Here is a 16125-nt window from a genome sequence, read left to right as displayed (position 1 = left end):
CTGCTCTTAACAGAGAGCATCGCTCTCAAACCTTGGAGGGCATGATGGAATCGTTGTGGCGCTGGGGAAACCTCGGCCTGGCCTTCGTACTGGAACTGGCCGCGATCGTCGCCTTGGGGTACTGGGGTTTTCGCATGCCGGAGCCGACGGTCATGAAGCTCCTGCTCGGGATCGGCGCCCCGGCGGTGGCGATCGTGCTGTGGGCGCTCTTCGCGGCGCCGCACGCGACGTTCGGCACGCCCGCGTTGTACTGGCTCACCGTGATTCTGGTCTTCGGCGGCGCCGCGGTGGCGCTGTGGGCGTCCGGTCAGCACGTGCTCGGTGTGCTGCTCCCGGTGCTGTTCGTCGTGAACCTGGCGATCATCAGGACGATGCACCTGAACGCCGCGACCGCGCAGGCGGATTGAGGCGAGCGGTTCGTTCAAGACCAGCCGCGCCGCGAGAACGCCTTCACCCCGGCCCTCGGCCGTTTCGCGCCGACCAGGTTCTACGACCACGTGGTCGCACTGACGCGCGAGCGGGCGCTGTTGCTGAACCGGGTGGAGCCGCGGGCCCGGATCATCGGTGTCGATCCCGACCCCGGCGTGCTGGCGATAGCGCGACGCAAGGTCGGCGGCGCGGAAGTGCGGTGGCAGGCCGGTATGGGCGACGAGCTGCCGGACTTGCTGGGCACGGAATCGGCCGACACTGTGGTGTCCAGCCTCGTGCTCCACCAATGCCCGCTCGCGGTGAAACGGGCTGTCCTCGCCGCCATGTCCGCGACGGTGCGCCCGGGCGGGAAGCTGGTGATCGCCGACTATGGACAGCAACGGACGCGGCTGATGCGCCCCTGGCCTTCCGGACGGTCCGGTTCGCAGACGGCAAAGAAGGCACCCGGCCCAACGCCGACGGGGTCCTGCCGGGACTGATCTCCGGCGCCGGTTTCGGCGACGTGCGCGAGGCCGAGATGCCGCCCACGGTCACCGGCTCGATCTCGATTTACGTTGCGCGTAAAGAATGACCGCGCAGCGCCGGCAGCACCGCCGCGGGCGTGAGGCCCATCATCTCCCGCATGCCGCGGGTGAGATGCGCTTGATCGGCGAAGCCCGCCGCGCCACCGGCCGGCGATTCGCCGGCCTGCAACGCCTCCGCCGCCCGGCGCAGCCGCGCCCACACCCGCCAGCGCGCCAGCGGCATGCCCACCTGCTGCCGCGCCAACGCCCGCAGCCGCTGGGGCGAGAGACCGACCAGCGCGGCCAGCGCGGGCATCGGAACATGCCGCTCCCACAACGTGTTCAGCGGCGCCAGCAGACGCGGATCGAGTTCGTCGGACGGACGCCCGCCGGTGTCCTCCTCCCGCAAGTCGCACAGCTCGGGAGCGGCGATGATGTCGTCGTCGCAACGCGCACGCAGCCGGTCCGCGAACGCACAATGCGGCTCGACGAAGTAGGTGCGCAGTTCACCCGTGGCGAGCATGCGATGCCGCGCCATCGGCCGCACGACCAGCGCCGCCGCTCGATGCCGGGTTGCCGACGCGTCCACCATCGCGACCCCTCGCCCGTGAGCGCGATGGCGAGCTGGAAAGCGGCATGCGAATGCACGGCACCTTCCGGCGCCCGGCCGGTAGCCGGGCGCCGGAACCGCTGACCTCACGCGGCCTGGCCCAGGTGCCTGCCGAAGAACCTGGCGGCGCTGTCGGCCTCGAACCGGGGCAGGTCCTTGTGCGCGCCGACGTTGGCGTGCAACGTCTTTTCCTTCGACCCGAACGCCTCGAACAACTCGAGCCCCGCCTGGCGGTCGATGTGCTCGTCGTCCCACTGGAGCGCGAACTCGATCGGAATGGTGATCCGCTTCGCCGTCTCGCTCAGCGGATGAGGCCAGAACAGTCCGAACACCGCTGCCGTGATCCTCGGTTCGGCCGCCACCAACGGAATCCCGATGGCGGTGGCCATGTTCAGCCCGTAGTAACCGACCGGCCCGCCGGCACCGATCTCCGGCAGCTCCTGGAGCGCGTCGAGCGTCGCCCGCCATTCCGGCACCGCCCGTTCGGCGATGTCCAGGTTGTAGGGGACGACGATCGGGCCGACCGGCTCACCGGCCGCCATAGCCCGCTTCATGACGGCGATTTCCCGCTCATCGGTTTCCGTTCGGGGCCGGCCGCCGTGGCCCGGCGCGTCGATGACCGCGACGTGGAACCCGCATTCGGCCACGATGCGCCGCGCCCGGCCGGGCATCGCCGGCCATTTCTTGTGGGTGCCACCACCGTGGCCCATCAGCACCAGCGGCGCGCGATCGCGGCCGGGTGCGGGCGACCAGAGCACGCCGGGGATCTCGCCCACGGTGAAATCGCGCTCGACGACACCGTCCGAGGATGTTTCCGCGGTGAACTTCAAAGAAGACATAGGTTTCCGCCTTTCGGGAGTGCCTGTTCCGCAAGGCGCTCCCGGCGACACCTACGTCAGCCGCCCCAACCGTGATCCAGCGGGAGCACCCACTTCGGTACTGCGTTCATGGGTCTCACCTCCTGGCGTGATTTCACGGTGCGGCAACGCTATCAGTCCCGGCGGCACCGTCGCCAACCCTTTTCCGGCTCCCGCGGCCACGTTTGTACTTGCGGGTCCATTTTTGCGTCTGCATGCTGAATTCGTGAGCACCGAAGACCTGCTCACGGAAGAGGGGTAAGCCACCATGGCACTCGATCAGTACTACCTGCTCGGCCGGTCCGGGCTGCGGGTCAGCCGCCTGTCGCTGGGCACCATGAACTTCGGCACCGACGGTTTCCACGCCCCCTACGGCAAAACCGAGGACGAGGCCCGGCCGATCTTCCGGCGTTACGTGGAGGCGGGCGGGAACTTCCTTGACACGGCGGACTTCTACACCGCGGGCGCAAGCGAGACGATTCTCGGCAAGCTCATCGCGGAAACCGGGCAGCGTGAGCGGCTGGTGCTCACTTCCAAGTTCACCAACAGCGTCGACCACGGCGACCCGAACGCGGGCGGCAATGGCCGCAAGCACATGATCCGCGCCGCCGAGGCCTCACTTCGCCGGCTGCGGACCGATTATCTCGACCTGTTCCTGCTGCACACCTGGGACCGGATCACTCCGGTCGAGGAGGTTCTGCGCACGTTCGACGACCTCACCAAGGCGGGCAAGATCCGCTACGCCGGCCTGTCCGACGTGCCCGCCTGGTACGCCGCGCGGGCGCAGACGCTGGCGGAGGCGCACTCGCTCGTGCCGATGGTCAGCCTGCAGCTGCCGTACTCCCTCGCCGAGCGGACGATCGAGGCCGAGCACGTCCCGGCGGGCCAGACGCTGGGGCTCGGCATCACGGCGTGGAGCCCGCTCGCCGGCGGTTTCCTGACCGGGAAGTACCGCAACTCCGATCAGGGCCTGGCCGGCGAGGGACGGCTCACCGGGCCCGGCGGGGTAGGTCTCGAGTGGACAGAGCGGCAGTGGGAACTGTTGAAGACACTGGAAAACGTGGCGGACAAGCTCGGGGTTTCGATGGCGCAGGTGGCGCTGAACTGGGTGGCGACCCAACCCGGTATCGCCTCGGCGATCGTCGGGGCGAGCAGCACGAAGCAGCTCGACTCGTCGATGGCGGCGCTGGACTTCGAACTGCCTGCCGGGCTGCGCGCCGAACTCGACACGGCCGGCGCGGTGCCGCCGGGCAAACCGTACGTGATGTTCACGCCGGAGTACCAGTCGTGGATCATCAGCACCGGCACCAAGGTCGGCGACAAACCGGCAGGCTACCGGCCTGCCGTGCGGAACTGGACCTGATCAGCGGTACGCCGGGGCGCCGGTGCGCAGGTAGTCCAGGCAGAGGTCCAGCGCCGACTCCAGGTGCTCCGCGGACCCCGTGGACATCAGGATCGTCACCCCACCCTGGATCGCGGCGACCAGCGCACCGGCGACGCGCGCCGGGTCGATTTCCCGGGTTATCCGGCCACTTTCGAGCATCTGCTCGATACCCGCCTGCACCTCGTGCTGCCAGCGTTCGAGCAGCTGCCGGGTGACGGCCTGCGCGGCGGGGGTGTGCCTGCCGATCTCGGTGATCAACACGCCGAGCGGGCAGTTCACCCCCTGGCGCCGGTACCGCTCCACCACGACGTCACGCCACTGCTGCCACGCCTCCCACGACGTCAGCTGCCCGAGATGCGGCTGCTGGTCCTCGATCACCTGGCCCGCCTCCCAGCCGGCGACGGCCAGCAGCAACTGCTCCTTGCCGTTCGGGAAGTAGTGGAACAGCTGGCTTTTGCCGGTGCTGCTGCGCCGGCAGATGTCGTCGAGGGTCGTCGAGGCCACCCCGCGCTCGCGGATCTCGTCCGCCGCGGCCTGGATGATCCTCTGGCGCGTGGCGGCACCCTTCTTGGTGAGCACGGGACCTCCCGAAAAATGTACTGGCTGGTCCACTATACCACCGAAATCGCTGGCAGGTCCGGCCTTTCGGCTGATACGGTCGAACGAGAGGACAAGGAGATCCGAACGTGGCAGGTGAAGACGACATCTCCGGGTGAGCCCCGGCGGTAGCAGGCCCCCGGCAACAGTGCCGCGCGGGCCATGTCGTCATCCATCCGTTTGCCACACCCACTCTTCGAGGTTTCCGTCGTGTCCGATTCCCGTATCGTCGTTTCCGGTCTGTCCTTTTCCTGGCCCGACGGCACCCCCGTCTTCGACGGGCTCTCCGGCACCATCCCGGACGGCCGCACCGGACTGGTCGCGCCCAACGGCGCGGGAAAGTCCACTCTGCTCAAACTCATCACCGGTGAGCTGCGGCCGGCTGCCGGGAGCGTGTCCGTGGACGGCCTGCTCGGCTACCTGCCGCAGGACCTGCCGTTGACCGGCGAACCGACCGTGGCCGAGGTGCTCGGGATCGACAGGATCCTGGGCGCGCTGGCCGCCGTCGAGTCCGGCGAGGTGGACGAGGAGCACTTCACCACGATCGGCACCGACTGGGACATCGAGGAGCGCACCGGCGCGCAGCTCGACCGGCTCGGCCTCGGCGAGCTCACGCTCGACCGGCGGCTGGGCACGCTCAGCGGCGGCCAGATCGTCTCACTCGGGCTGGCGGCCCAGTTGCTCAAGCGGCCCGACGTGCTGTTGCTCGACGAGCCGACCAACAACCTCGACCTCGACGCGCGGCACAAGCTCTACGCCGTGCTCGACGACTGGAACGGCTGTCTGCTCGTGGTCAGTCACGATCGCGAACTGCTCGACCGCATGGACCGCATCGCCGAGCTCGATGCCGACGAGTTTCGCTTCTACGGCGGCAATTTCACCGAGTACGAGCAGGCGGTCCAGGCCGCGCGCGAGGTGGCGGAGAAGAACATCCGCAACGCCGGGCAGGAGGTCAAACGCGAGAAGCGCGAGATGCAGCAGGCACGTGAACGCGCCGCCCGCCGGGCGAGCAACGCTCAGCGAAACCTGTCGAGCGCGGGCTTGCCCAAGATCGTCGCCGGTGCCATGAAACGCACCGCGCAGGAGTCGGCGGGCAAGGCCGAGGGCACGCACGCGGCACGGGTGAGCGCCGCCAAGGCCAGGCTCGACCAGGCCGAGCGATCGCTGCGCGAGGACCAGAAGATCAGCCTGGAACTCCCCCGGACCGCGGTGCCCGCGGGCCGGACCCTGTTCCTCGGCGAGGGCCTGCGCAAGCGGGAACTGTTCGGTGCCAAGGGAATCGACCTCGCCATCCGCGGGCCGGAGCGGATCGCGCTGACCGGCGCCAACGGTTCCGGGAAGTCCACGCTGCTGCGCATGATCACCGGCGATCTCGAACCGGACGGCGGCGAGGTGCAACGGGCCGACGGCCGGATCGCGTACCTGTCGCAACGCCTGGATCTGCTCGACGACGCGCGCACGGTGGCGGAGAACCTGGCGGCTTTCGCGCCGACGATGCCGCCTGCTCAGCGGATGAACCTGTTGGCACGCTTCCTTTTCCGCGGCCAACGGGCCCACCTTCCGGTGGCGGTGCTCTCCGGCGGCGAGCGGTTGCGCGCCACGCTCGCGTGCATCCTGTTCGCCGAGCCCGCGCCCCAGCTTTTGCTGCTGGACGAGCCGACGAACAACCTCGATCTCGTCAGCACCGGGCAGCTGGAAAGCGCGCTGAACGCGTTCCAGGGCGGGTTCGTGGTGGTCAGCCACGACGAACGGTTCCTCGGCGAGATCGGCATCGGCCGCCGGCTCCGGCTCGAAAACGGCGACCTGGGCGCGGGGCGGTGAAGTGACAGCAGCGCACCGGGTTGACCGGCGGCGACGTACAACGGTGACGTCGTCCGACGGTCGCCGGGCGCGGCCGGAATTCCGCCGTGCCGAAGGCACTCGGCGGCGCGGACGAACCCGGAGCAGCCTTTCGCCGCGGGCTGGGCTTCCTGCTTCGCCGGTGCCGTGCAGCGGGTCGCGAGCGTGCGGAAGGTGGAGCTCGCCGGCCTCGCCGTGATCGCGGAGGTCACCCGGCACCACAACACCGAGGCGAGCGAGTTCGAGCTGGGCGCCGCGCTGCACCTGGAGGCCACGGAATCGACCACGCCACCGCCGACGAGCTGGTCCGAGGCGCGCACCAGGTGTGCCCGTACTCGAAGGCGGCCCGCGGCAACATCGAGGTGAGCCTCGACGCGGCCGTCGCGCTGGAAGACGGCTGAAGTCAGCTGCCACACCCGCGCAGGAATGTGTCGACAAGGACGTCGGCAGCCTGCGCGTCGGTCAGGTCCGGCAGTACGCGGCCGCCCAGGTTAAGGAGCTGGCCGAGCACGGCGCCCGCCCAGCCGGCGGGCATTCCCGCCCGGAGACAACCGTCGTCTACGGCTCGCTGGAGGAACACCTCAACCTCGTCGATCGCGTGGTTGCGCCGTTTCCGCGCCGCGGGGTCGGCCGTCAGGCGGCTCAGATCCACCGGCCAGCGCCGGTTCACGCCGATGATCTCCTCGACATACCGGTGCAAGGCGACCGGAACCGGCGCCTCCCGCAAGCGCGCCGCGTCGATCGCCGCCTCGATGGCGTCCAGACGCGCCTGATACACCGCGGCCAGCAGCTCCTCGCGCCCCGCGAAGCGCCGGTAAACCGTGCGGCGATCGACTCCCGCTTCGACGGCGATCGCCGCGATGGTCGTGGACGGGTCTTCGGCCAGCATCCGGGCGCCGGTGGTCAGCACGAGTTCGAGGTTGCGTGCGGCATCTGCTCTCACCCCGCGAACATACCAGCAGAACCGCCTCATTGATGTGACATTTAAGTGCTACATTGGTGTGACAGATCGATCTGAGGAGGCCCCAGTGCTCACGAATGACCAGCTCTACATCGGCGGCTCCTGGACCGCACCGAGCGGCACCGGCCTGCTGGACATCGTTTCGCCGCACGACCAATCGCTCCTTGGCCGCGCCGCGCAGGCCCTGCCCGCGGACATCGACCGTGCCGTGGCCGCCGCCAGGAGGGCTTTCGACGAAGGTCCGTGGCCGCGGACCGCGCCCACGGAGCGGATCGCGGTGATCCGCCACCTGGCCACGCTCCGCGAGAAGCGCGCCGGCGAGATCGCCGGACTCATCTCCGCGGAGAATGGTTCCGCGCTGTGGTTCACCAAGGCCGGCCAGCCCGGACTTTCCCGGCAGGCCAACGCTTATCTCAAGGCGGCGGAGGGCTTCGGCTGGGAGGAGACGCTGGCGCCGTCCGACCCGGCGGCGCCGTTCCGTTCGGTCGTACGACGGGAGGCGATCGGGGTCGTCGCCGCGATCATCCCGTGGAACTCGCCGTTCTCGGCGGCGATGGCGAAGATCATCCCCGCGCTGCTCGCCGGGAACAGCGTGGTGCTCAAGGTCTCGCCCGAGAACTCGCTGAGCATGAACCTGCTCGCGCAACTGCTGGCGGAAACCGGCCTGCCCGAGGGCGTGATCAGCGTGCTGCCGGCCGACCGCGAGACCAGCGAGTACCTGGTCAAGCACCCGGGCGTCGACAAGGTCGCGTTCACCGGTTCCACCAGGGCGGGCCGCCGGATCGCCTCGCTGGCGGGCGAGCAGCTCAAGCGGGTCAGCCTGGAGCTGGGCGGGAAATCGGCCGCGATCATCCTGCCTGACGCAGACCTGGCCACCGTCACCCACGGGCTGAAGTTCGCTTCGCTGCTCAACAACGGCGAGTCGTGCATCGCGCAGACCCGCATTCTCGCGCCACGCAGCCGTTACGAGGAAGTTGTTGCGGCGCTTAAAGAACTGGTCGAATCACTGGGCGTGGGCGACCCGGCCGACGCAGGCACCTTCATCGGCCCGATGGTCCGCCGTGACCAGCAGCAGCGCGTGCTGGACTACATCCGCACCGGCGTCGCCGAAGGCGCCCGGCTCGTCGCAGGCGGGCCGGAAATCCCGGCCGGGCTGGAAGAGGGGTACTACGTCACGCCAACGCTGTTCGCCGACGCCGAGAATTCCATGCGCATCGCCCAGGAGGAGATCTTCGGGCCGGTGCTGGTCGTCATCGCCTACGACGGCGAGGACGACGCCGTCCGCATCGCGAACGAATCGGAGTACGGGCTTTCCGGCGGCGTGTGGTCGGCGAGTGAAACGCGCGCATTGGACGTCGCGCGCCGGCTGCGCACCGGCACCGTCACCGTCAACGGCGCACCCATCGGATTCGACGGTCCGTTCGGCGGCTTCAAGGCCAGCGGGCTCGGCCGCGAATACGGCGCCACCGGCCTCGGCACGTACGTCGAGCTCAAGACTGTCACCGTTCCCGTAGCAGCACCGTGATGATCAGGCCACGTGCTCGGCCCGGATCGTCAGAAGACGACTTCCTCGAAGCCTTCCGGGTCCTCGTCGGCGGGCGGGTAGACCACGGTGTATTCCGGGACGAGCCGGCGCAGTTCTTCCTGCGGGGTACCGAACGGGTGGAACGAAACACCTTCGGGCACCCAGGTGCGCGAGATACGGATGCCGAAAAGGCAGAAGCCGCACCAGAACATGCCGTAGCCGATCCGGTCGCTTTCGGACGCGACGAACTCCAGGCGCAGCGTGTCCCGGTGCCCGCAGTTGGGGCAGGTGTGCGCCGGGGGCGCCGGTAGCGCCTCGTAGACGTCACCGTAGACACGCTGCCAGTCGTTGTACGAAGCGTGCTGGACCGTGGCCATCAGTTCGCCTGCCCTTGGTTGAGCGGGTGATTCTCCCACCACTGCTGGTCACCCGCGTGCGCCGAATCCTCCCAGGCATCGTGGCCTGCCTGCGTGGAAGGATAACGGCCGCCGTTTTCGGCGAGCTGGCCCGCATGGACGTTCTCGTGGTAGAGGGTGCGCGCCAGCTGCTCCTCGTTCACGAAGGCCTGCGGCGAGATGTCGATCCGCGACCCGCGCGGGGTTGGCACGGTCTCCCCGTAGGCCCCGCGAAGTCCTTTGTTGATACCGACCTTCGTGCCCGGCTGGATCTCGATCCCGTACTTCTGCTGGATCGCCTTCAGGTTGTTCGGGGTGACCTTGAGCGCCCCGCTCTCGCCGGGGCGGTCCCAGTATTCGAGGTTCGGGTCACGCCGCTCCGGCGGCCACGGTTTCGGCTTCTCCCCCTCCGGAATCCGGCTGTACAGCCCCGGATCGTCCGTGCCGGCCGGGGTTGTCGCGCCGGAGTCCGTGCCGTGACCGCCGGGCGCGGCTTCCTCCGGCACATGCTCGGCGGACGAGGCGTGCGTACTGCCCTCGCCCACGTGCGGCTCGGCTTCGCCGGGGTGGCCGTGCAGCGCCGACATGACCTTCTTGATCGCGGCGAAGATCTCCTCCAGTTTGCTCATCAACGGCCGCAGCGCCTCGACCGAGTTGATGAGTTTCTTCAGCAGCGCGCCGATCTTCTCCAGCCACGCGGAAACCTGCTCGACCACCTGCGCCACCACGACGGGCGTGCCGAGACCCAGCGAGCACACCTCTTCGAGCGCGTCCTGGATGAAGTCGCCCACGGCCTGGGTGATCATGTCGCGCACCATGCCGCGGACGGCGGCGGTGATGACGCCGACGATCTGCACCACGGTGCCGATGGTCTCGGCGCAGGTGCCGGCCGCGTTGAGGTGGTCGATCTTGTTCTTCAGGTTGGCGCGGTAGGTGTCGGCGGCCTGACCGGTCCAGTTCGCGGTGTCCTTGTCGACGGTGTTCGCCAGGTCGCCCGCCGCTTTCCGGACCGCGGTGGCGATGTTCTTCCACGTGCCGGAGTACGCGGCGATCTGATCGGCGTCCCCGGCGAGCTGGTTCAGCGCGTCCTGCAACGGTTTCACGTGCTCGATGAGCCAGTTCAGCCCGTAGGAGATCAGCGTGCCGACCGGGTTCATCGCCATGGTCAGCAGATCGAGCCCGGTGCCGAGCGCGGCTATCCCGCCCTCGATCCAGGAACCCGACTGGACCCCGTCGTACACACCGGCCGCGTCGTCGACGACGTTGATCCCGCTGTGCCAGGTCGTGGAATCCTGTTTCTGCGCCACCAGCGGGTTGCTCATGCCAGTTCCCGGCCGAGGTCGGTCAGCGCCTTCGCATGCGCCTGCTCGACGGAGTCGTAGGCGTTCGCGGCCTTGGTGACCGATTCGGACACCGAGCCCATCGTTTCCTTCGCCAGCCCGAGCGTCACCAGGCCCGGCGCGCTCACCGCGAGCACGATGGGCACGAACAGCGGCCCGCAGATCATGCCGTACGCCTGCACCCCCAAGGTGACCTGCTCGGCCGCGGACAGCGCCTGCGCGAGCGTTTCGGTGACTCCGTCGACCGCCTTGGCGTGCGTGGTCAGCTCGTCGGTGCGGACCTGGTATCCGCCGGAACCGTTGTCCGTCATCATTTCCCCCGGGAGGTCATTCCCGCACCATGAACGACTGGCCGAAATCGTCATCGTCGCCCTCGCCCGCCGGCGGTCGGCGCGCCGGCCGCGGTGGGGCAGGCGGGCCTTCCTCCGGCAGCCTGCCGATCGGCCGCACGTTCTCCGTCGGGGGCTGGGACGTCCCGGGTTCCGGTTCCGGTTCCGGTTCCGGTTCCGGGAATTTCGCGCGATAATTGCCGACGATCGTTTCCCGGGTCTGTTCGTCATCGCCGATCGTGGCGGCCATGACCTCGCCGAGCCGTTCCGGCAGCTTCGCCTGCGCGCGCCGGACGGTGTTCAGCACGGCAGCGGCGACCTGCGCACCGGACATGTCGCGCACCCGGTCGGTGATGCGCAGATCGGTGATGTTCCCCGCCGCGTCGACGGTGGCGGTGACCAGCCCGTCCTTGGCCGTCTCGGTCACCGACACCTGTCCGAGCGCGGCCCGCATCGCCTGGTAGCGCTGGGCTTTCGCCTTCGCGTCGGCGACCATCCGGTCGACGCCCGCGATGGCTTCCGCGCCACCGTCCGACAACGGGTCACTCATCGTCCACCGCCCCTTCCCGAGCTGGAGAGGACGAGCAAACCACCGATTCGCGGGCCGTTCGGGCCGGTTACCCGGAATTGCTCTGAACAGCTGAACCGTATTGCACCGTTTTGTGATTAAAGTCCGTTTCTATTTCCGGGCGGGCAGGAGGCGTTCCCGGTGTGTTCCTCGTACAGGTCACGACGCCGGGCGTGCAGCAGCCGCGCCGGCGTGACGGTGCCCAGCACAGTGGCGGGGTCTGCGCGATCGACCACCTTCGCCACCACCAGCGGCAGGAGGGAGGACCCGGGCGTGGGTCAGTTCGCGCGTGAACACGAACCCGGTCAGCGGCGAGCGCATCACACCACCGACGACAGCCGCCAGTCCGCAGATCGCCCAGAACCCCGGCGCGGCGCCCGGCAGGACGAGCCCTCGGCGGCGCCGATGATCAGCCCGCCCGGTGCGGGCCCCCACATCCAGTGCAGCGGCAGCCTGGCGAAACAGAGTGCTCGGCGAAGTAAACCAGCGCCGTGGCCGCGATGGCCAGCAGACCACCGGCGAGGCCGGGAATTCCGTGCCAGGCCGTCGAAAGCGGGCCCGGGAACACCGGTTCGGCGCCCAGCAACCAGCCCCGGCGGACCGTCGCGACCACGACCGCGGCGGCCACCGGCACGAAGCTACGCGGCCGCCATTCGAACAGCAGGAGCTCCACGGCCAGCAGGATAGAGGCGAGCGGTGCGTTGAAGGTCGCCGCCATCCCGCCCGCCACCCCGGCGACGAGGAGGGTTTTGCGTTCATCGGAGAGTTTCAGCGCCAGCCACCAGGCGTGCCGCGCCGCGCCGGGCGCGACCAGGCCGGTCCCGAACCGTCGGTGGAACACCAGGTTCGGCGATCAGAACCATGCGCGGCCGGACGATGAACCGGGTGGCAGGTGGCCTCGGTCACGCCGACGCCACTTTCCCCTAGGTACCCACTGGCCCGCCGGGGCTAGCTTTCGCGTACCGGCAACCAGCCTCGGATCCGGAGGAAACCCATGCCTGTCACCGAAGTTCTCGGCTCGACGATGTTCCACCGGGAGATCGGCACCGGCGCCCCGCTGGTCTTCCTGCACGGCAACCCCACCTCGTCGTATCTGTGGCGGAACATCCTGCCCGCGGTGGGCGACCCCGGCCGCCGGCTCGCGCCCGACCTGATCGGAATGGGCGACTCGGGCAAACCGGACCTCGCCTACACCTTCGACGATCAGGCCCGCTACCTCGACGCCTGGTTCGACGCGCTCGGCCTGGACAGCGTCGTCCTCATCGGACACGACTGGGGAGGCGCGCTCGCCTTCGACTGGGCCGCCCGTCATCCGGGCCGGGTGCGGGGCGTCGCCTTCACCGAGACGATCGTGAAACCCATGTCCTGGCAGGAGTTTCCGCAAGCCGGCCGGGAGCTGTTCCGTTCGGTCAAGGCCCCGGGCGTCGGCGAGGAAATGATGCTGGAGCAGAACATGTTCCTCGAAATCCTCCCCGGCAGCGTCGCGAACCCGATCGCGGCCGGGGACCACGATGTCTACCGCAAGCCCTATCCGACAAGGGAAAGCCGCGTGCCGCTGCTGCAGTGGGCGCGATCGATGCCATTGGGCGGGGACCCGGCCGACGTCGTGGCGCGGATCGAGCGCTACGACGACTGGCTGGCGAACAGCGCCGACGTGCCCAAGCTGCTACTGGCCTTCAAGCCGGGCCCGGGATCGATGATGGGGCCGGAGCTGACCGCATGGTGCGCCGGGCACATCGCCGGGATCGAGATCGCCGGACACGACCTCGTCGCCGGGCACCACACCCCGGAGGACCACCCCGGCCTCATCGCCGCCGACCTCTCGAACTGGCTCGGCAAACACGAACTGCGCTAACGGAGCCCGACGAGCTTGGTGAGGAACCGGTCGAGCTGTTCCTCGGCCGGCGGCCACGGCAGGTCGGGTTCGTTGATGCGCTGGGAAAGCATCCCGTTGACGGCGGTGCGGAGGTCGATGGTGACCGTGGCGGCGTCGTCGGCCGGGGCGAGCCCGGCGTCCATGCACGCCTGCACGGCCACCGTGGTGCGATCGACCAGCACCTTCTTGAACGGCATCCCGAGCCGCCGGTGCACCTTGCTCTCGTGCAGCACCTTGTACAGGCCGGGATGTTCCTGCGCCCACGCGGCCTGCGCCAGGATCCGCGCACGCAGCGCCGCCGCGGGATTGTCCGCGGCTTCGGCGGCCGCGTCACCGCCGTCGACGAGCTGTTCGTGGCAGCGCTGCAGTGCGGCGAGCACCAGCGCGTCCCGGTCCGGGAAGTGCAGGTAGACCGACGTCGCGGCGATCGACACCTCGCGGGCGACCGCGCGGAGCGACAGGGCCTCGTCGTCGGCGAGTTCGTCGAGCATCCGGGCCGCGGCCACGATGATCTCCTCGCGCAGCAGCTCACCCTGCCCGCGCGCGTTGGGCCGCCGTTTCTTTTCCATGATCTCCCGAGTGTAGCTGGACAAGTATCGCGCTACGGCTGTAGCGTGAACTCGCACTACAGCTGTAGCGCTACCACTGTTCATCCAGAGGAGTTTCCCTTGAGCACCACGACGGAGACAGCGGCCCCGGCCAACCTGCGGCGGCTGGCCGGGGTGGACCCGGTGTTCGCGCAGATGGTCGGCGCCACCGCGCGGCACGTCCGCGCGATCCCCGAGCTGACCGACCGCGAGAAGACCTTCCTGTGCGTGACAGCCGACGTGTGCCAGGCGAGCCTCGGCTTCGCCTTCGAGGCCCACATCCGCGCCGGCCTGACGGCCGGAGTGTCCACATCGGACATCCGTGCGCTGCTGCGGTTCATCTCCTACGACTGCGGTTATCACGCGGCCACCACGGGTTTCGAGCGGCTCGCCGAGTTCGAAGCCCAGAACGGCATCACCCCCGGCGAGGTCGAACCACTGACCGAAGACGTGCTCACCACCGGCCCCGGCGCCGCGCCGAGCCCGCTGCCGGCCGGCGTCCGCGGCCGGCTACGGGAGCTGGACGAGCACTTCCTGGAGTTCTTCGACCTGCAGTCCAGGCTGCGCAGCGGGCACGGCCCCGGCACGATCAGCGAGCGGGAACGGGGCTTCGCGAGCCTGAGCATCGACGTGCACTACCAGACCTTGCACGAGACGTTCCACGCACACGTCGGCCGCGCCCTGCGCGGTGGCGCCTCCCGTGAGGACGTGCGCGCCGCCCTGCGTTTCAACGCGCAGTTCGGTGTGACCAGGGCCTGGGAGGGTTGGCGTGCCCTCAACGCCTACTTCGCGGAGCTCGACCAGGCGACATAAGGGGCGACGGCGAGCAAGGTCGCGATCAGGATGTGCTTCAGGCGGCGGGTGGGCAACGCGCGGGCGATCTGCCAGCCGACGAGCACACCGGCCAGTTCCGGGATGCCGACGAGCGCCGCCAGCGGCCAGTCGACACTGCCGGCAGCGAGGTACGCCGCGCTGCCGGCCGTGGCGATGACGATCGACTGCGCCTGCGCGGAGGCCAGCGAGTCCAGCACCGGAACGCCGAGCGCGACCAGCAGCGGCACGGCGAGCATCGGGCCGCCGATGCCGACGATCCCGGCCACCACGGCGATCGCGAACCCGAGGCAGGCGACCACGGCCGCGCGCGGGTGCGCGGCCTTGCCCACGGGTGGCCGCGTTTCCCGGTACCACACGAGAATCGCCGCCCCCGCAACGAACATCCCCAGCACCACACCGAACGCACGCTTCGAGACGAGCGTGTTGGTCAGCACGCCCACCGGTACGCCGACGACGGCGGCACCGGCCAGGATCGTTGCGGTACGGCGGGTTTCCGGCGCCCTCAGCTGACCGGAGCGCGCGTAGGCGGCCGTGCCCAGCGCACCGGTCGCGATGTGGGTGACGATCGCCGTGCCCGCGACCTGCGCGGGCGGCAGGCTGGTCAGCGCGAACAACCCGATGGTGGGCAGCACGCCACCCGGCCCGACGGCGGTGATGCCGATCCCGCCGGCGAGCCCGATCACGCCGAGCAGTACCAGGATCGGCACGCTCAGTCCGGTCATGCGGACACGGGCCTGCGGTGCACGGTCGTGTGCAAGGTCAGCCGGTCGGCGCGGATGTGGATGGACTCCGCGTCGACCGGGCGGCCGTCGGGCAGCCGGGTCAGCCTGTCGATCGCGAAAACCGCCGCCCCGGCGGGAATGCCGAGCAGGGCGGCGGTGTCCGGGCCCGCGTTGATCGCGTGCACGTCGACCTCGGCGCTGCCCAGCGGCTCACCCGCGGTTTCCTCGATCAACGCGAACAGGTCACGGCCGGCGAGGTCACGCGCCAGCAGCGGCCTGCCGATGTCCGCGGCGAGATACGTCGTGTCCAGCGAAAGCGGCACACCGCCCAGTCGCCGCAGCCGCTCGATGTACACCGCCTCGGCGTCGCGCGGGAGCCGCAACCGCTCCGCGATCGCCTCCGGTGGCCGCGGCACCACACACGCCGCGCGCACCTCGTTGGTCACCGTGCCGTACCCGTCCAGCGTCTCGGCCAGCCCGGCGAGCCGGTCCAGCCCGTGCCCGTATTTCGGCTTCACCACGGTGGTTCCGACGCCCTGGCGGCGCGCGATCAGTCCTTCCGAACGCAACAGCGCGAGCGCGTCGCGCACCGCGTTGCGGGAGGCACCGAGCCGGGCGCCGAGGGTTCGCTCATCGGGCAGCACGTCGTCGGCGAACGCGCCGCGGACGATCTGCTGACGCAGCACGTCTGCTGCTTGCCGGGCACGTTCCGCGCGTGGCCGGGAGGACACGTCCATGCCGCTCACGATAGCCGCGATCCGGTTCCGCC

General features: G+C 69.5%; 21 protein-coding genes. 8 read left to right on the top strand and 13 right to left on the bottom strand.

Going from position 1 to position 16125, the window contains the following annotated elements:
- The first annotated feature begins 41 nt into the window (after positions 1-41).
- A complete protein-coding gene (locus tag VHD82_RS09695; RefSeq protein WP_325699845.1) occupies positions 42-407 on the top strand; it encodes a YrdB family protein in 366 nt (121 codons plus the stop codon).
- Between the two features lie 90 nt (positions 408-497).
- Positions 498-908: a class I SAM-dependent methyltransferase gene (locus tag VHD82_RS09690; RefSeq protein ID WP_325699842.1), complete on the top strand. Its 411-nt coding sequence runs from the start codon at positions 498-500 to the stop codon at positions 906-908.
- A 70-nt stretch (positions 909-978) separates the two neighbouring features.
- Here the strand turns inward: VHD82_RS09690 and VHD82_RS09685 are convergent, their stop codons facing one another.
- Together VHD82_RS09685 and VHD82_RS09680 are read right to left on the bottom strand one after the other, a co-directional pair.
- Positions 979-1524 (bottom strand): AraC family transcriptional regulator, encoded by a 546-nt coding sequence (locus VHD82_RS09685; RefSeq protein ID WP_325699839.1) that lies wholly within the window; start codon positions 1522-1524, stop codon positions 979-981.
- A gap of 104 nt (positions 1525-1628) precedes the next feature.
- Positions 1629-2381 carry an alpha/beta hydrolase gene (locus tag VHD82_RS09680; RefSeq protein WP_325699836.1) on the bottom strand — a complete coding sequence of 251 codons (753 nt, stop codon included), beginning with the start codon at positions 2379-2381 and terminating at the stop codon, positions 1629-1631.
- Between the two features lie 286 nt (positions 2382-2667).
- Here VHD82_RS09680 and VHD82_RS09675 point away from each other — a divergent pair, with 286 nt between their 5' ends.
- A complete protein-coding gene (locus VHD82_RS09675; RefSeq protein ID WP_325699833.1) occupies positions 2668-3762 on the top strand; it encodes an aldo/keto reductase in 1095 nt (364 codons plus the stop codon).
- On the opposite strand, the gene VHD82_RS09670 is transcribed toward VHD82_RS09675, so the two are convergent.
- Complete coding sequence (locus tag VHD82_RS09670; protein ID WP_325699830.1) at positions 3763-4362, bottom strand: TetR/AcrR family transcriptional regulator; 600 nt, start codon at positions 4360-4362, stop codon at positions 3763-3765.
- A 228-nt stretch (positions 4363-4590) separates the two neighbouring features.
- On the opposite strand from VHD82_RS09670, the gene VHD82_RS09665 reads away from it, so the two are divergent.
- Together VHD82_RS09665 and VHD82_RS09660 are read left to right on the top strand one after the other, a co-directional pair.
- Positions 4591-6201 (top strand): ABC-F family ATP-binding cassette domain-containing protein, encoded by a 1611-nt coding sequence (locus VHD82_RS09665; RefSeq protein ID WP_325699827.1) that lies wholly within the window; start codon positions 4591-4593, stop codon positions 6199-6201.
- 165 nt (positions 6202-6366) lie between these two features.
- Positions 6367-6585: a hypothetical protein gene (locus VHD82_RS09660; protein ID WP_325699824.1), complete on the top strand. Its 219-nt coding sequence runs from the start codon at positions 6367-6369 to the stop codon at positions 6583-6585.
- A gap of 37 nt (positions 6586-6622) precedes the next feature.
- On the opposite strand, the gene VHD82_RS09655 is transcribed toward VHD82_RS09660, so the two are convergent.
- The gene (locus VHD82_RS09655) at positions 6623-7162 is read right to left on the bottom strand and encodes a helix-turn-helix domain-containing protein (RefSeq protein ID WP_325699821.1); all 540 of its coding nucleotides are present in this window, start codon (positions 7160-7162) and stop codon (positions 6623-6625) included.
- An 85-nt stretch (positions 7163-7247) separates the two neighbouring features.
- Here VHD82_RS09655 and VHD82_RS09650 point away from each other — a divergent pair, with 85 nt between their 5' ends.
- On the top strand, positions 7248-8705 hold the full coding sequence (locus VHD82_RS09650) for an aldehyde dehydrogenase (protein ID WP_325699818.1): 1458 nt from the start codon (positions 7248-7250) through the stop codon (positions 8703-8705).
- Between the two features lie 29 nt (positions 8706-8734).
- On the opposite strand, the gene VHD82_RS09645 is transcribed toward VHD82_RS09650, so the two are convergent.
- The 6 genes from VHD82_RS09645 to VHD82_RS09620 form a co-directional block, all read right to left on the bottom strand.
- Entirely contained in the window at positions 8735-9082 is a 348-nt protein-coding gene (locus tag VHD82_RS09645) for a hypothetical protein (RefSeq protein ID WP_325699815.1), read from the bottom strand.
- Positions 9082-10422, bottom strand: coding sequence for a hypothetical protein (locus VHD82_RS09640; protein ID WP_325699812.1), 1341 nt, complete (start codon positions 10420-10422; stop codon positions 9082-9084). Before VHD82_RS09640 ends, VHD82_RS09645 begins: the two co-directional genes overlap by 1 nt.
- The gene (locus tag VHD82_RS09635; RefSeq protein ID WP_325699809.1) at positions 10419-10751 is read right to left on the bottom strand and encodes a type VII secretion target; all 333 of its coding nucleotides are present in this window, start codon (positions 10749-10751) and stop codon (positions 10419-10421) included. Before VHD82_RS09635 ends, VHD82_RS09640 begins: the two co-directional genes overlap by 4 nt.
- 16 nt (positions 10752-10767) lie before the next feature.
- Positions 10768-11319: a YbaB/EbfC family nucleoid-associated protein gene (locus VHD82_RS09630; protein WP_325699806.1), complete on the bottom strand. Its 552-nt coding sequence runs from the start codon at positions 11317-11319 to the stop codon at positions 10768-10770.
- Between the two features lie 177 nt (positions 11320-11496).
- Positions 11497-11772, bottom strand: coding sequence for a chloride channel protein (locus tag VHD82_RS09625; protein WP_325699803.1), 276 nt, complete (start codon positions 11770-11772; stop codon positions 11497-11499).
- Positions 11747-12178, bottom strand: a complete 432-nt coding sequence (locus tag VHD82_RS09620; RefSeq protein ID WP_325699800.1) for a chloride channel protein — start codon at positions 12176-12178, stop codon at positions 11747-11749. The genes VHD82_RS09625 and VHD82_RS09620 overlap by 26 nt, the downstream gene beginning before the upstream one ends.
- A 153-nt stretch (positions 12179-12331) precedes the next feature.
- Here VHD82_RS09620 and VHD82_RS09615 point away from each other — a divergent pair, with 153 nt between their 5' ends.
- The gene (locus VHD82_RS09615) at positions 12332-13192 is read left to right on the top strand and encodes a haloalkane dehalogenase (RefSeq protein WP_325699797.1); all 861 of its coding nucleotides are present in this window, start codon (positions 12332-12334) and stop codon (positions 13190-13192) included.
- On the opposite strand, the gene VHD82_RS09610 is transcribed toward VHD82_RS09615, so the two are convergent.
- The gene (locus VHD82_RS09610; protein ID WP_325699794.1) at positions 13189-13782 is read right to left on the bottom strand and encodes a TetR/AcrR family transcriptional regulator; all 594 of its coding nucleotides are present in this window, start codon (positions 13780-13782) and stop codon (positions 13189-13191) included. The two genes, VHD82_RS09615 and VHD82_RS09610, sit on opposite strands and share 4 nt — an antisense overlap.
- 99 nt (positions 13783-13881) lie before the next feature.
- Between VHD82_RS09610 and VHD82_RS09605 the strand changes: the two genes are divergently transcribed.
- Positions 13882-14613: a carboxymuconolactone decarboxylase gene (locus VHD82_RS09605; RefSeq protein WP_325699791.1), complete on the top strand. Its 732-nt coding sequence runs from the start codon at positions 13882-13884 to the stop codon at positions 14611-14613.
- Here VHD82_RS09605 and VHD82_RS09600 read toward each other — a convergent pair.
- Together VHD82_RS09600 and VHD82_RS09595 are read right to left on the bottom strand one after the other, a co-directional pair.
- Positions 14583-15356, bottom strand: a complete 774-nt coding sequence (locus tag VHD82_RS09600) for a sulfite exporter TauE/SafE family protein (protein WP_325699788.1) — start codon at positions 15354-15356, stop codon at positions 14583-14585. The two genes, VHD82_RS09605 and VHD82_RS09600, sit on opposite strands and share 31 nt — an antisense overlap.
- A complete protein-coding gene (locus tag VHD82_RS09595; protein ID WP_325699784.1) occupies positions 15353-16093 on the bottom strand; it encodes a GntR family transcriptional regulator in 741 nt (246 codons plus the stop codon). Before VHD82_RS09595 ends, VHD82_RS09600 begins: the two co-directional genes overlap by 4 nt.
- Between the last annotated feature and the right edge of the window lie 32 nt (positions 16094-16125).

The organism is Amycolatopsis sp. (assembly GCF_035546795.1).
In the GTDB taxonomy this organism is placed as follows: Bacteria; Actinomycetota; Actinomycetes; order Mycobacteriales; family Pseudonocardiaceae; genus Amycolatopsis_E.
The sequence above is the reverse complement of the archived record's forward strand: the minus strand, read 5'-3'. Positions and strand labels throughout refer to the sequence as shown.

Excerpts from the sequence above, each read along its gene's own strand:
- VHD82_RS09695 (WP_325699845.1), top strand. The coding sequence starts at position 42 with ATGATGGAATCGTTGTGGCGCTGGGGAAACCTCGGCCTGGCCTTCGTA.
- VHD82_RS09595 (WP_325699784.1), bottom strand. The coding sequence starts at position 16,093 with ATGGACGTGTCCTCCCGGCCACGCGCGGAACGTGCCCGGCAAGCAGCA.
- VHD82_RS09610 (WP_325699794.1), bottom strand. The coding sequence starts at position 13,782 with ATGGAAAAGAAACGGCGGCCCAACGCGCGCGGGCAGGGTGAGCTGCTG.
- VHD82_RS09615 (WP_325699797.1), top strand. The coding sequence starts at position 12,332 with ATGCCTGTCACCGAAGTTCTCGGCTCGACGATGTTCCACCGGGAGATC.
- VHD82_RS09675 (WP_325699833.1), top strand. The coding sequence starts at position 2,668 with ATGGCACTCGATCAGTACTACCTGCTCGGCCGGTCCGGGCTGCGGGTC.
- VHD82_RS09600 (WP_325699788.1), bottom strand. The coding sequence starts at position 15,356 with ATGACCGGACTGAGCGTGCCGATCCTGGTACTGCTCGGCGTGATCGGG.
- VHD82_RS09680 (WP_325699836.1), bottom strand. The coding sequence starts at position 2,381 with ATGTCTTCTTTGAAGTTCACCGCGGAAACATCCTCGGACGGTGTCGTC.
- VHD82_RS09635 (WP_325699809.1), bottom strand. The coding sequence starts at position 10,751 with ATGACGGACAACGGTTCCGGCGGATACCAGGTCCGCACCGACGAGCTG.
- VHD82_RS09640 (WP_325699812.1), bottom strand. The coding sequence starts at position 10,422 with ATGAGCAACCCGCTGGTGGCGCAGAAACAGGATTCCACGACCTGGCAC.
- VHD82_RS09630 (WP_325699806.1), bottom strand. The coding sequence starts at position 11,319 with ATGAGTGACCCGTTGTCGGACGGTGGCGCGGAAGCCATCGCGGGCGTC.
- VHD82_RS09645 (WP_325699815.1), bottom strand. The coding sequence starts at position 9,082 with ATGGCCACGGTCCAGCACGCTTCGTACAACGACTGGCAGCGTGTCTAC.
- VHD82_RS09685 (WP_325699839.1), bottom strand. The coding sequence starts at position 1,524 with ATGGTGGACGCGTCGGCAACCCGGCATCGAGCGGCGGCGCTGGTCGTG.